Source organism: Sulfuricurvum sp. (genome assembly GCF_049305995.1).
Lineage (GTDB): Bacteria > Campylobacterota > Campylobacteria > Campylobacterales > Sulfurimonadaceae > Sulfuricurvum.
In genome coordinates this window covers 1-11,874 of the sequence record NZ_JBAQPS010000010.1, presented here as the reverse complement: position 1 = coordinate 11,874, position 11,874 = coordinate 1, and the positions used below count along the sequence as shown (strand labels likewise).

The window sequence follows — 11,874 nt, the reverse complement described above, 5'->3', positions numbered from 1 at the left end:
CGTCTAAAGACTCAAAAAGGTGGCGGTGAAACGACCGTGACCCCGACCAGTTCTCAAAAGCCGGTCGATTATTTAAATGATGAGGAGTTTTAAATGGAGTGGCTTAAAAAACACCGATTTTTAATTCTTCGCCGTTTGACACAAATTTCCATGATTGTGCTTTACTTTGCGGCACACGCATGGGGATGGAAAGTTCTTGAAGGTAATCTAGGGAGTTCATTGGTCATGGGGAAAGTCCCTTTAGCCGATCCGTTTGCAGTGATTCAAATGTCCGCTGCGGGAGCATTGCTAGGGTTGGATGTATTAATCGGGGCTACCATCATAACGTTGTTTTACGCCATTATCGGCGGAAGAGCTTTTTGTAGTTGGGTATGCCCGATCAACATGATCACCGATGCAGCAAATGGCTTACGCCGTGTGTTGCGGATTAATGAGGTAGAACACCGAGTTACGATGAGCCGCCATCTACGCTATTGGGTATTAGCACTCTCAATCGCCCTTTCAGCGATTTTTGGAGTTGCGGCATTTGAATTTATCAGTCCTATCGGGATACTGAATCGCGGACTAATTTTTGGTATCGGATTCGGTGCTGCCGTTGTAGCAGGTGTTTTTCTCTTTGATCTATTTGGAATGAAAAACGGGTTTTGCGGTCATTTGTGTCCGTTGGGAGGATTTTATGCTTTCATCGGTCGCTTTAATGTGATCCGTGTAAAACATAATCAGGAAAAATGTACGTTGTGTATGAAATGTACTGTAATTTGTCCTGAAAAACCGGTCTTGCATATGATCGGAAAACGGAGTGAATTCGTCGCCATGGGTGAGTGTACTAACTGTGCTCGCTGTGTTGAAGTGTGTGATGATGATGCTTTAAATTTTGATATTCGCCTATTTAAACAACAAGGTAAGGAGTAACACATGAAGAAAAGTGTGATCAGCGTGGTTACAGCTTTAGTGCTGGGAACTACATGGCTCTCAGGAGCAGCTCAAAATAAAGATATCTCAGACGAGTCATTAGGACTTTCAAAAGTGAGTGTTGATGCCGATACCGGACTGGTTGATAAACCTTTTACCTACAAAGGTACGGCTCCAGGTGCAGGAAATAAACGGATTCCTCGTGCGTACGATAATGCACCACCGATGATTCCGCATGACATCAGTGAGTTACCGATTATTACCCAAGAAGAGAATACATGTACTTCTTGTCATATGCCCGAAGTCGCTCCAAGTGTTGGAGCAGTGTCTATCCCCAAATCGCATTTAACGAATTTGCGAAACATGACTGATCTTAAGGGAGCGCTGTATCAAGGTCGTTGGAACTGTACACAGTGCCATGCACCTCAAGCAGAACTTGATCCAGCCGTGATGAACAAATTCAAAGGGGCTTACCGTAAAAAAATCGGTGGCGAATATAAAACAAATTTGATCAAAACACTTCGTGATGGAGTAATGGAAGATAAAACCGGATCATTTGATTTAAATAAAGATTTGTTGGAAGATTAAAATGGATTCACGTCGCGGATTTTTTACCTCATTAGTTGCACTGGCTAGGGGAGAGGGGAAGGAAGATAAACCTTTTCATCCTCTTCTTCCAGGTTTTATCGCCGATAAAAGTGATAACTGTCTAAGCTGTATTACCTCTGCTTGTAAAAATGTTTGTGAAGAGGGGATTATTGTTCGTGAAGATGCAACCATCCCTTATCTGTATTTTTCACGACGCGGCTGTACCTTTTGTGGTGAGTGCATTAGTGCATGTGAAAGCGATTGTTTTGTTGCAGAGCCAATAACCTCACTAAAAGCCCAAATGCAGATTGGGATATTGAGCTGTTTGGCGTGGAATAAAACTATCTGTCGCAGTTGTGCTGACGTTTGTAACGATAAAGCGATACAATTTACAGGACTATGGAACCCTGAAATCGATTCTAACGCATGTACCGTATGCGGATTTTGTGTTGGAGTGTGTCCAGCCTCTACAATCACTATCCATCCGCTGAAGGAGACAGTATGAGATTTTTCTTGTTTACACTATTTTTCTCACTGACACTCTATGCAGGGGTGATCTCCCCGAAAGTGAGTGTGAAAACTTCTTCTGCAGTTTTGGATTTCATCGTTAGGGGGGGAGATATTTGGGCAGGAACCGCGAACGGTGAAGCTCTAAGAATCACCTCAAAAGGAAAAATCATCTCAACAACAGCGCTTCCGGTTATGGAAGATTCATGGGGTGAAAAAATAAAGCAAAAAATTATGAGTATTGATCTCTCTTCGGATACTAAAACTTTAATAGTAGCAGGAGAAGATGGTTGGTTGTATACTATTCGTGAGGGTAAAATCACTAAAACTGTTTATTCTACAAAAACAGTCGTGAAAAAAATTGCATTTATTTCGGATACGAAAGTAATGTTAGCTTTGTTGAGTAATGAAGTCGTCTTTTTTGATCTTAAAACCAATCGGGTTGTAAAAACGCTCAGCGGCGGAACGTCACCGCTCAGTGATATGGCACTCTCAAAGGATAAAAAAACAGCCCTCATTGCAGGAGAAGCGGGAATCGTTTCGGTGATCGATACAGGATTGATGAAAATAACCCGTCGTATTCAGGGGGGGAATGTCGATAATATCTATAAAGTAGATATCCAAAACAATCGTGTACTCACTGCCGGTCAAGATCGCCGAGCGATACTCTATACCCTCGATGGGAAAAGCTATATCCGTTTTAACGGCTCATTTTTAATCTACACAGCAGCCCTCTCGCCGAGTGCAGGGGTGATGGCGGCCACGATGGATGAAGAGAACCTGATCAGTGTTTTTGACACACACAAACGTCAAAAAATTGCTACGGCAAAAGGGCACAGTGCGACACTGAACCGTATCATCTTTATCGATGAAAAACGGTTCGTATCGTGTGCCGATGAAAATAAAATTCTAGTTTGGGAGTTACCATGAATATATCAAGTGTTGTCGTTAAATGTGCACCGGAGTATGTAGCATTCGTGCTGGAACAATTACGAGAAAGTAATCAATGTGAGGTCTATGCTCACGATGAGTTGGGTCGAATCATCATTATCTTAGAGGGTGATACCACCGAACATGAGAGTGAAAAGCTCCGCATTATTCAAGAAATTCCCCATATTTTATCGGCTGAAATGGCAATGGCCTACAGCGAAAGTGAATTTTCCGATGAAGAGGGGAAACTTGAACGAGTTGATGAACAGCTGATGGAGCGCTTGAACGCAGATGATGTAGATGCCAAAGACATTGTCTACCATGGACACTTAAAGGATAAATAATGAGTACCCTCTGTATCGAGACAGAAGTTCCGAGCGATGAACTGATTGTATCGCATACGAATCTCTATGGAATCATTACCTATGCCAATGAAACCTTCGCAGATATTAGCGGATACGAAATGGATGAACTGATCGGACAGCCGCACAATATCGTTCGTCATCCCGATATGCCATCATCATTGTTTGCCAATCTATGGGAGACATTGGGTGAGGGGAAAATGTGGTCTGGCTATGTCAAAAACCTTCGTAAAGATGGTGGATTTTACTGGGTATACGCTCAAATCTCAGGATTATTGGATAAAAATGAAAATTTGATCGGGTACAAATCGCTTCGCGCACCGGTTGAGAGTGCCAAGCGCCATGAACTCGAAGCGAATTACGCCAGACTTAAAGAGATGGAAGAGAACGTAGTGAAACTCAGTGAGTGGATTGATCGTGAAACGTTTAAAAAGCTTGAGACACTTTCTAGTGAACAGAATCGTTCAATCCGTGATATTCTCAAAGAGATGATGGATCAATAACATAATGGATTTTAACCAAACGGCGAAAAAACTTTCACTTTTTCAAGGACTCTCCTCTCGTGATTTGGAGTTGATTGCAGCACAATCATCGACAAAAACGTTTGAGAAGGGAGAACTCCTTTTTTATGAGGGAGATGATCTACCGTATTGGTATTTTGTCGTGGATGGAATATTGCGTTCCTATAAACTCTCACACGATGAACATGAAATTTCCATCTGTTATAATGAATCATCGATGGCGCTGAGTGATATCCGTTTTGAAAATAATCGCTACATAACTAGAACGTTTGGGACCATCGAAGCGCAAACCAAAGGAACATTGATTGGGATAAAAACTTCGGCATTATCGCTGTTATTTACCCAAAGTCCTGAGTTTGCCCTGCGCTGTTTCCATAGTGTTTTGGTAAGTGTTGAGAATTATCAGCGTACTTTTTTTAACAATATGGTTTTGGATGCAATGGGAAAAGTGGCATTTATGCTATCTCATGAATTGGATAAATTTAACCGGCTCAAAAAACAGGAAATCGCGGCATTGTTGAATATACAGCCGGAAACTCTGTCGCGTTTACTGGGGAAATTGGTTCGTAAAGAGATCATCGCGATTGATGGCTCAGTCAGTGTTTTAGACCATAATGCACTTAAATCACTGTATAATTAGGAGAGGTTTAGAATGAAAAAAATTACGTCTCGAATAAAAATTATCAGTTTTATCCTTTCATTATTGCTTGTCAGCTTGATTGCAATTACCGTTTATATGAACGAGCAAAGCAAGCATGATGGCTACGTCATCCACATCGTCGGTAAAGAGCGGATGTTAACTCAAAAAATGGCAAAAGAGCTTTTTTTGAATCTCCACCGTGCGTCGACTGAATTTTTAGCTTTTGATGAAGCAAAAAACGAGTTTATGCTTAACCTCAGATCATTGCTTAGCGGCACACAAGATGGAAAAATTACCCGCCCTCCGACTGATGATATCGCTAAGCGGCTAGAACGAGTTGGATTACTTAGTGATCGGTTTTTTATCTTAGCTGAAACGATCAAAGTCAAAATAGAATTGAACACAATTCCGAGTGAGGCAGAGATTGCAGAGCTCTATGAAGTAAACAATCTTCTTTTGGATCAAATCGATCAAACCGTCCATGCTTATACCGTCGCTTCAGAAGAGAAAATTGAGCGACTTCAGTGGATTCAGTATATCGGTGCCTTTGCAACTCTCATTGCAGTTATCAGCAGTATCCTGCTAAGTAAAAAGATTGCCGAGGAGTTCGACCGCTTTTTGAGCAATGCCAAAGAGGTTTCTCAAATTCGATGTGATGATCTTCATACGGAACCTAGTATCTCTATAGAGTCACAAAGCGAGCTGATGCAGGCAGAATCGGATATGAAAACCTTTTTACTGCATGTCGAAAAAGTGGTTCATAAAGCACAGAGCGCTTTGATCGAATCGCAAAACACATTGGTACAAATCGAAGACGCCGCTAAAACAATGGAACAGCAACTCTCACAAACCTCCCTCAGCGATCCATCGAAAGCAGAAATCGAAGACTACATCGATATCAGTGAAAACCTCACGATCAACTCTCTCGAAAAAATTGCCAATACACAACAGATGCTCGATAAATTCCAAGGGATGTTGGATAAAATCGTGGTCAAAATGGAGCAGAACGACAGCCGTTCTTGATTTAGGTCAAGAATAAGTGTCTACTAAATTAGCTACACTTTAGCAAATCAGAAAGGTCTGAGATGCTAAGGGATAAATTTAATCGAGAAGTAACGTATTTAAGAGTATCTGTTACGGAACGGTGCAATTTTCGATGCCGCTACTGTATGGCTGAAAAACCGTTCAATTGGGTTCCAAAAGAGAACCTTTTAAGCTATGAAGAACTTTTTGCCTTTATTAAGATTAGTATCGATAACGGTATCCGAAAAATCCGACTTACCGGCGGAGAACCCACCACACGCGAAAATCTCGATGAGCTTGTGTATATGATCCATACATATGCACCAGAGGTGGATATTGGACTGACGACAAATGGATATTTACTCCCATCATTAGCGCATAAACTAAAAAAAGCCGGTTTGCGTCGGGTTAATATTTCTCTTGATTCATTAGATCGTACGACAATGCATTATATTGCACAAAAAGATGTATTTACTCAGGTGCAAGAGGGGATTCGTGCAGCAGTGGATGCAGGGCTATTAGTAAAAATAAACAGTGTCATTTTACGCGGGATTAATGATCATGAAATTGTCCCTCTATTTATATATGCAAAAGAGATAGGTGCACAAATACGATATATTGAATACATGGAAAACTCCCATGCGAGCAATGCGCTTCAAGGACTTAGAAGTGATGAAGTTATTGATATATTGGGTAAATCCTATCCTTTTATTCCAATTAATAAAGAGGTAAGTGGACCGGCAAATTTGTATGAAACACTTGATGGTTACCATTTTGGAACGATCGAGCCTCATCGACATGATTTTTGCACGACATGTGATCGTCTTCGACTAACCGCTGAGGGCGATCTTATCGGATGCTTGTATTTTGAAGGAGCTAAGAGCATCAAAGATGCAATACGGGATGGAAATAGTAAAAAAGCGGCCGAAATTTTAGAAGATGTGGTGATTAACAAACCAGAAAAGAATTTTTGGGGAATCGAAAATATTGAGGTCTCTTCACGTGCCTTTTACCGTACCGGAGGATAATTTAAAAGAGGATTCAAATCTTTGACCTATATCCAAGACATTATACTAACAAACATTTATAATTCTCATACCATAAAAAAGTCTTCCCCTATTAGGGGTTGTGTCAAACAGTACAGCAAAAATGACCTCCTTCATTCCGCTTCGATTCAAAGCACTGTACTGTTTAACACAATTCCTGTTAAATCTTTCAAATTCATCTTGGTAACATTAAGAATACTAGCCGATCAGCAATTAACCGTTTGTTAGATCCACTCATAGCGTGCTATTTTTTCCGAATTCTGTAGTGACCCGCATTAGGACGCTTTGATTAGATCGACGATTTCGGCAACACTGAGGAGTTTGCCGGTACTCACGACTTTACCATCGATGACGAGTCCGGGGGTACTCATAACATTGTATTCCATGATCTTCATAATATCATCCACTTTTTCGATTTGAGCGAACATTCCGCTTTGTGCTACTGCCTGTTTTGTTGCCTCTTCAAGTGCTTTGCATTTAGTGCAACCCGTTCCTAAAATTTCGATTTTCATATTAACTCCTATAAAATTGCATTAAACAGATACCCGACGCCCATAATCCCAAGTGTCACCGTACCGAAAAAGATAGCGATGAGTTTGAGGCTCATTACCCGCTTGAGAATCATCGCCTCGGGGAGTGAGAGGGCGGTGATCGCCATCATAAATGATAACGCCGTTCCCAATAGCATCCCTTTAGCGGTGAGCACTTCGATGAGGCTCATTACCCCCGCCGCGTTGGAGTACATAGGTACTCCGAGCAGTGTCGCGAGAGGTACCGCAAACGGATTGTCTCCTCCCGCTATAGAGGTAATAAACTCGGTCGGAACATAACCGTGGATAAACGCTCCTACACCGACACCGATCAAAACATAAAGCCAAATTTTACGAAGGATATCCAACGTGTATTCTTTTGCATCGATCAGACGTGTTTTAAAAGGGATAACATGATTCTCAGCGTGGATTTCCCCCTCTATCGGTTTAACCTCGATGAGAACTTCTTTCTCTAATCCAAGCCTTCCGATAATGATCCCCCCGACAATAGCGACAAGAAGACCAAACCCGATATACAGAGCCGTCACTTTCCAGCCAAATATCCCAAAGAGCATTGCAATGGCGATTTCGTTGTTCAGCGGTGCGGAGATGAGAAAGCTAAACGTCACCCCAAGCGGTATCCGTGCTTGCAAAAAGCCCAAAAAGAGGGGAATCGCCGAACACGAACAAAAGGGGGTAATAATCCCAAAGAGTGCCGCGAAGACATTCCCTGTATATTCATGCTTTTTACTGAGATATTCCCTCACCTTTTCGGTAGAGAAATAGGAACGGAGCAGAGTTACGATAAAAATAATAACAATGAGTAAAAAAAGAATTTTGACCGTATCGTAGATGAAAAAGTTGAGAGCGTCAGAGAGTTTCTTCCCCTGCGGCAGTTGAAGCCATTCATAGACGAGGACGTTGACGCTCTCCTGCCACATACTCAGTCACACAACTCGGATTTGATGATCGGCAAGAGGGTTTCTTCGATGAGAGCGAGTGTTTTTGCATACTCTTCTACCTCTTTACCGCTGGGGTCTTCAAACGCAACATGGATTGTTTTTACCGCTTTAGGGAACATTGGACAGGTCTCATGGGCATGATCGCAGACGGTCACAACGAGATCAAACGGAGTGTCGATAACGGTATCGATCACTTTGGAGTGGTACACATCTTTCCAATACCCTTTTTCTTCCAACAGTGCTTGGGCATTCGGGTTGACTTTTCCGCTGGCTTTTACCCCTGAGCTTTGGGCAAATACACAATCACCCATTTTAGCATTGATGAGAGCTTCTCCCATGATAGAGCGGCAGCTGTTGCCGGTGCAGAGGATAAGGACGTTTTTCATAATTTACAGTCTCCAGTTTCTGATAGTTTTTGTAAAGGAGGGAGTTCGATTCCCAAACAGCGGATTTCAGCCAATGCTTCACTACGGAAGCGATCAAGAGGGGAACGGATGGAGTAATAGGCCCACGTACCGCACCGATCCACCCGTAAAAATCCTCCCTCTTTGAGGATTTTTAGATGACGTGAAAGACGTGATTGGATCATCCCAAAACTTGCTTGAAGATCACAAACACACAAGGCTCCGTGTTGATCTAAAAAAGCGAGTAGCTTCACACGGGTTTCATCGTTAAGTGCCGATACGGTTTCTAAAAAGATATCCATGCGTTACCTCCGATTTGTGAAAGTGTAACGAAATAAAAATAATATATCAAGATATATTGATATTATGGTACAATTTCTTTATCTGTTTTTGGAGAATAGCATGATTTTAGCCGTTTCACTCTTTTTAGTAACCTTAGTATTCATCATTTGGCAACCGCGCGGATTGCAGATCGGTACTACGGCGGTTGTCGGTGCGATCGCAGCGGTGATTCTCGGAGTTGTGAGTTTAGCCGATGTATGGACGGTCACCTCGATCGTCTGGGATGCAACACTCGCCTTTATCGGTATTATCCTCCTTTCGATGGTGCTCGATGAGATCGGATTTTTCGAATGGGCGGCACTTAAGATGGTTCGTCTCTCCCGTGGTAACGGAAATCTGATGTTTATCTATATGATGATTTTGGGAGCTCTTGTCGCGGCTTTGTTTGCCAACGACGGTGCGGCATTAATCCTCACCCCGATTATTTTGGCAAAGATGAAATATCTCAAACTAAACCCTATTGCAATGTTCGCCTTTTTAATGGCGGGGGGATTTATCGGCGACAGTGCATCGAATCCTTTGGTTATCTCAAACCTCACCAATATCGTAACAGCGGGATATTTCCAAATCGGTTTTTGGGAATACGCACGGGCAATGTTCTTGTCAAACCTTCTCAGTATTATTGCTTCTATTGTTGTATTGTGGCTCTTTTTTCGCAAAGATATTCCGACACATATCGATATTACCGGGCTTTCATCCCCTGAGTCGGCGATCAAAAACATGATCATGTTCCGTCTCAGCTGGTGGTTTTTGGGATTGTTGATGCTAGGGTATTTCGTCGGCGATGCGTATCATCTCCCTATCTCGGTATTTGCCCTTGGCGGTGCGCTTGTTTTCCTAGCCATCGCGACCTACTTCAAAGCGACGAAACCGATCATGACGATCAAAGCGGCACCGTGGCAGGTGGTGTGGTTCAGCATCGGGCTGTATGTCGTTGTTTACGGCCTCAAAAACGGCGGTCTTACCACCTATCTCGCAGGGGTGATTATGGAGCTTCAGAGTATGGGGAACGTCTATGCGATCATCGGAACAGGCTTTCTTTCCGCTATCCTCAGCTCAGTGATGAACAACATGCCAACCGTTATGATCATGGATATTGCGATAGCCGAAGCGGGGAATAGTGCATTGGCGTATGCCAACATCATCGGATGTAACCTCGGACCTAAAATGACCCCGATCGGATCACTAGCAACTTTGTTGTGGCTTCATGTTTTGGCGCAAAAAGGGGTTAAAATCGGATGGGGCGAGTATATGAAAGTAGGGCTGGTGATTACGCCGCCGGTATTGCTGGTGGCATTGGTGGGGCTCATTTAATTTTTACGGATATTTTCAGTTTTTCATATAAATTAAGCTTGAACGTTTTTATACATGAATTCTATGCCTGTCGGGCTTTGTCTTTTTTACTTTTCCCTTTCCCTTTTACCGGTTCGGGTCCTTTGACTTTGGGCGGCGGAGTCCCTATGAGTTCAAACCCCTCGATCTGCTCACGCGGCAGTTTGATAGAGGAGCGTTTTTCGATCAATCTAAAATGATTCCGCTCCTCGAAACCAATAAACGAAATCGCCAGACCCGATTTGCCCGCACGACCCGTCCGTCCGATACGGTGGATATAATCGGCAGGTGAGCGGGGGAGATCGAAATTGATAACGCAGGTGATACCGTCTATGTCCAAACCGCGCGCGGCGATGTCGGTGGCGAAGAGGATACGGATTTTTTTCGCTTTAAACTGCTCCAACACATAGGTACGATCCTCTTGGAGGAGGTCGCCGTTAAACGAATCTGCCGAAAATCCGTATTTGCGAAACTTTGCGGCGATGTTGTCGGAGGCTCTTTTGTTCGCCATAAAGACCAGTATCTGCTCCCATTTTTCACTCTCAAGAAGATGTCTCAGCAAAGGTCCTCTATTTTCAGGATTCACCTCGATAACCCGCTGTTGGATACTCTGTACGGTCGGCATCTCTGATTCTATCGTGATATGGATCGGATTTTGGGAGATACGGGAGGCGATCATCTCCATCTTCGGCGGATAGGTCGCGGAGAAGAGGAGATTTTGACGCTGTGAGGGGATCGATTCTAAGATCAACTCCAACTCTTCGGCAAATCCGAGATCGAGCATCTTATCCGCTTCATCGAGGACGAAAAATTCCAAGTGCGAGAGGTTCATCTGTTTTTTTCTCAATACATCGAGAAAGCGCCCCGACGTTGCGACGAGAATATCACACCCCTGCTGGATAGCGTAGAGTTGATCGCCGATCCCCTCTCCCCCGATGAGACTCACCACTTTGGGTGTTTTAGGCAAATATTTCCCCATCGTCTCAAACGTTTGCGCCACTTGGAGGGTGAGTTCGCGTGTCGGGGTGAGGATGAGGGATTTGATTTTCCCTTTCCCCTCCCCACGCGTTGACGACCAAAGCTCTAAAATCGGCAAGACGAAACTCGCACTTTTTCCGCTCCCAGTTTGTGCTTGAGCTAGAATATCACGACGTTCCAACACCAGAGGAATCACCTTTTCTTGGATCGGTGTCGGCTGTGTATAGCCGCTCTCACTCACGGCTCTAAGGATGGGCGATGATAGGTGAAAAGGTGAAAATGACATGGGGAATCCTTGTAAAGTGTAAAAGAAGTATAGTTAAAAATAGTAATCAATCGTGTTAATCCCTACATATTGGGTATAAACCTACAAATGGGTATTAAACTCATTTTTACCAATCAGCCAGAACTCTCCACCAACCAGAATGAAGCACTTTCGGCATTGCTTTTAGCAATCTATGGGAAAAATTCTCGGGCGTCCAAAGGGAGCTAAAAATAAAACCCGCATACTTGATCCCTACAAAGAAGAGATTATTCGACTGCTTGGTATTGGCGTGAGTCAAAGCAGTGTTCTTAAAATTATCAATGCGAAACTGGAAAAACCAATATCCATGACAGCATTACGATACTTCATCATGCGCGAACTTGATCTATTTTGATCACGCCCCAATCAAGGATTCATAGGGGACGTGCAAGCGCGCATGAAGATTACGAATCATAGTGATGGAGAGCTGTCGCTTTTTATTAATCACTTCAGAAACCTTGGAGCGTGTGCCGATAATAGGTGTTAAATATTT

Annotated in this window: 16 protein-coding genes; 11 read left to right on the top strand and 5 right to left on the bottom strand. The window is 43.1% G+C overall.

Annotation, left to right across the window (positions count from 1 at the left end):
• Nucleotides 1-93 precede the first annotated feature (93 nt).
• From napH to moaA, 9 genes are all read left to right on the top strand, one after another.
• Nucleotides 94-912: a quinol dehydrogenase ferredoxin subunit NapH gene (gene napH / locus WA010_RS00400; RefSeq protein WP_422555201.1), complete on the top strand. Its 819-nt coding sequence runs from the start codon at nt 94-96 to the stop codon at nt 910-912.
• Between the two features lie 3 nt (nt 913-915).
• A complete protein-coding gene (locus WA010_RS00395) occupies nt 916-1,500 on the top strand; it encodes a nitrate reductase cytochrome c-type subunit (protein WP_422555200.1) in 585 nt (194 codons plus the stop codon).
• Nucleotide 1,501: 1 nt separating this feature from the next.
• Nucleotides 1,502-2,005, top strand: a complete 504-nt coding sequence (locus tag WA010_RS00390) for a 4Fe-4S binding protein (RefSeq protein ID WP_422555199.1) — start codon at nt 1,502-1,504, stop codon at nt 2,003-2,005.
• Nucleotides 2,002-2,937 carry a WD40 repeat domain-containing protein gene (locus tag WA010_RS00385; RefSeq protein WP_422555198.1) on the top strand — a complete coding sequence of 312 codons (936 nt, stop codon included), beginning with the start codon at nt 2,002-2,004 and terminating at the stop codon, nt 2,935-2,937. Before WA010_RS00390 ends, WA010_RS00385 begins: the two co-directional genes overlap by 4 nt.
• Complete coding sequence (locus WA010_RS00380) at nt 2,934-3,281, top strand: chaperone NapD (protein WP_422555197.1); 348 nt, start codon at nt 2,934-2,936, stop codon at nt 3,279-3,281. Before WA010_RS00385 ends, WA010_RS00380 begins: the two co-directional genes overlap by 4 nt.
• Nucleotides 3,281-3,802: a PAS domain-containing protein gene (locus tag WA010_RS00375; RefSeq protein WP_422555196.1), complete on the top strand. Its 522-nt coding sequence runs from the start codon at nt 3,281-3,283 to the stop codon at nt 3,800-3,802. The genes WA010_RS00380 and WA010_RS00375 overlap by 1 nt, the downstream gene beginning before the upstream one ends.
• A 4-nt stretch (nt 3,803-3,806) precedes the next feature.
• On the top strand, nt 3,807-4,460 hold the full coding sequence (locus WA010_RS00370; protein WP_422555195.1) for a Crp/Fnr family transcriptional regulator: 654 nt from the start codon (nt 3,807-3,809) through the stop codon (nt 4,458-4,460).
• Between the two features lie 12 nt (nt 4,461-4,472).
• Nucleotides 4,473-5,483 (top strand): type IV pili methyl-accepting chemotaxis transducer N-terminal domain-containing protein, encoded by a 1,011-nt coding sequence (locus WA010_RS00365; protein ID WP_422555194.1) that lies wholly within the window; start codon nt 4,473-4,475, stop codon nt 5,481-5,483.
• Nucleotides 5,484-5,545: 62 nt separating this feature from the next.
• Complete coding sequence (gene moaA, locus WA010_RS00360; RefSeq protein WP_422555193.1) at nt 5,546-6,511, top strand: GTP 3',8-cyclase MoaA; 966 nt, start codon at nt 5,546-5,548, stop codon at nt 6,509-6,511.
• A gap of 293 nt (nt 6,512-6,804) precedes the next feature.
• Here moaA and WA010_RS00355 read toward each other — a convergent pair whose 3' ends face one another.
• Genes WA010_RS00355 through WA010_RS00340 form a run of 4 tightly spaced genes read right to left on the bottom strand, consistent with a single transcriptional unit; the run spans nt 6,805 to nt 8,727 of the window.
• Nucleotides 6,805-7,041, bottom strand: coding sequence for a thioredoxin family protein (locus WA010_RS00355; RefSeq protein WP_422555192.1), 237 nt, complete (start codon nt 7,039-7,041; stop codon nt 6,805-6,807).
• 8 nt (nt 7,042-7,049) lie between these two features.
• Nucleotides 7,050-8,000 carry a permease gene (locus WA010_RS00350; protein ID WP_422555191.1) on the bottom strand — a complete coding sequence of 317 codons (951 nt, stop codon included), beginning with the start codon at nt 7,998-8,000 and terminating at the stop codon, nt 7,050-7,052.
• Between the two features lie 2 nt (nt 8,001-8,002).
• Nucleotides 8,003-8,407 carry an arsenate reductase ArsC gene (locus tag WA010_RS00345; protein WP_422555190.1) on the bottom strand — a complete coding sequence of 135 codons (405 nt, stop codon included), beginning with the start codon at nt 8,405-8,407 and terminating at the stop codon, nt 8,003-8,005.
• Complete coding sequence (locus tag WA010_RS00340) at nt 8,404-8,727, bottom strand: ArsR/SmtB family transcription factor (RefSeq protein WP_422555189.1); 324 nt, start codon at nt 8,725-8,727, stop codon at nt 8,404-8,406. Before WA010_RS00340 ends, WA010_RS00345 begins: the two co-directional genes overlap by 4 nt.
• A gap of 100 nt (nt 8,728-8,827) precedes the next feature.
• Between WA010_RS00340 and WA010_RS00335 the strand changes: the two genes are divergently transcribed.
• Complete coding sequence (locus tag WA010_RS00335) at nt 8,828-10,081, top strand: arsenic transporter (protein ID WP_422555188.1); 1,254 nt, start codon at nt 8,828-8,830, stop codon at nt 10,079-10,081.
• Nucleotides 10,082-10,142: 61 nt separating this feature from the next.
• Here the strand turns inward: WA010_RS00335 and WA010_RS00330 are convergent, their stop codons facing one another.
• The gene (locus tag WA010_RS00330; protein ID WP_422555187.1) at nt 10,143-11,363 is read right to left on the bottom strand and encodes a DEAD/DEAH box helicase; all 1,221 of its coding nucleotides are present in this window, start codon (nt 11,361-11,363) and stop codon (nt 10,143-10,145) included.
• Between the two features lie 172 nt (nt 11,364-11,535).
• Between WA010_RS00330 and WA010_RS00325 the strand changes: the two genes are divergently transcribed.
• Nucleotides 11,536-11,736 carry a hypothetical protein gene (locus WA010_RS00325; RefSeq protein ID WP_422555186.1) on the top strand — a complete coding sequence of 67 codons (201 nt, stop codon included), beginning with the start codon at nt 11,536-11,538 and terminating at the stop codon, nt 11,734-11,736.
• Nucleotides 11,737-11,874: the final 138 nt, after the last annotated feature.

Excerpts from the sequence above, each read along its gene's own strand:
- napH (WP_422555201.1), top strand. The coding sequence starts at position 94 with ATGGAGTGGCTTAAAAAACACCGATTTTTAATTCTTCGCCGTTTGACA.
- WA010_RS00345 (WP_422555190.1), bottom strand. The coding sequence starts at position 8,407 with ATGAAAAACGTCCTTATCCTCTGCACCGGCAACAGCTGCCGCTCTATC.
- WA010_RS00380 (WP_422555197.1), top strand. The coding sequence starts at position 2,934 with ATGAATATATCAAGTGTTGTCGTTAAATGTGCACCGGAGTATGTAGCA.
- WA010_RS00385 (WP_422555198.1), top strand. The coding sequence starts at position 2,002 with ATGAGATTTTTCTTGTTTACACTATTTTTCTCACTGACACTCTATGCA.
- WA010_RS00395 (WP_422555200.1), top strand. The coding sequence starts at position 916 with ATGAAGAAAAGTGTGATCAGCGTGGTTACAGCTTTAGTGCTGGGAACT.
- WA010_RS00350 (WP_422555191.1), bottom strand. The coding sequence starts at position 8,000 with ATGTGGCAGGAGAGCGTCAACGTCCTCGTCTATGAATGGCTTCAACTG.
- WA010_RS00340 (WP_422555189.1), bottom strand. The coding sequence starts at position 8,727 with ATGGATATCTTTTTAGAAACCGTATCGGCACTTAACGATGAAACCCGT.
- WA010_RS00355 (WP_422555192.1), bottom strand. The coding sequence starts at position 7,041 with ATGAAAATCGAAATTTTAGGAACGGGTTGCACTAAATGCAAAGCACTT.
- WA010_RS00330 (WP_422555187.1), bottom strand. The coding sequence starts at position 11,363 with ATGTCATTTTCACCTTTTCACCTATCATCGCCCATCCTTAGAGCCGTG.
- WA010_RS00390 (WP_422555199.1), top strand. The coding sequence starts at position 1,502 with ATGGATTCACGTCGCGGATTTTTTACCTCATTAGTTGCACTGGCTAGG.
- WA010_RS00365 (WP_422555194.1), top strand. The coding sequence starts at position 4,473 with ATGAAAAAAATTACGTCTCGAATAAAAATTATCAGTTTTATCCTTTCA.
- WA010_RS00335 (WP_422555188.1), top strand. The coding sequence starts at position 8,828 with ATGATTTTAGCCGTTTCACTCTTTTTAGTAACCTTAGTATTCATCATT.
- WA010_RS00325 (WP_422555186.1), top strand. The coding sequence starts at position 11,536 with ATGGGAAAAATTCTCGGGCGTCCAAAGGGAGCTAAAAATAAAACCCGC.
- moaA (WP_422555193.1), top strand. The coding sequence starts at position 5,546 with ATGCTAAGGGATAAATTTAATCGAGAAGTAACGTATTTAAGAGTATCT.
- WA010_RS00370 (WP_422555195.1), top strand. The coding sequence starts at position 3,807 with ATGGATTTTAACCAAACGGCGAAAAAACTTTCACTTTTTCAAGGACTC.
- WA010_RS00375 (WP_422555196.1), top strand. The coding sequence starts at position 3,281 with ATGAGTACCCTCTGTATCGAGACAGAAGTTCCGAGCGATGAACTGATT.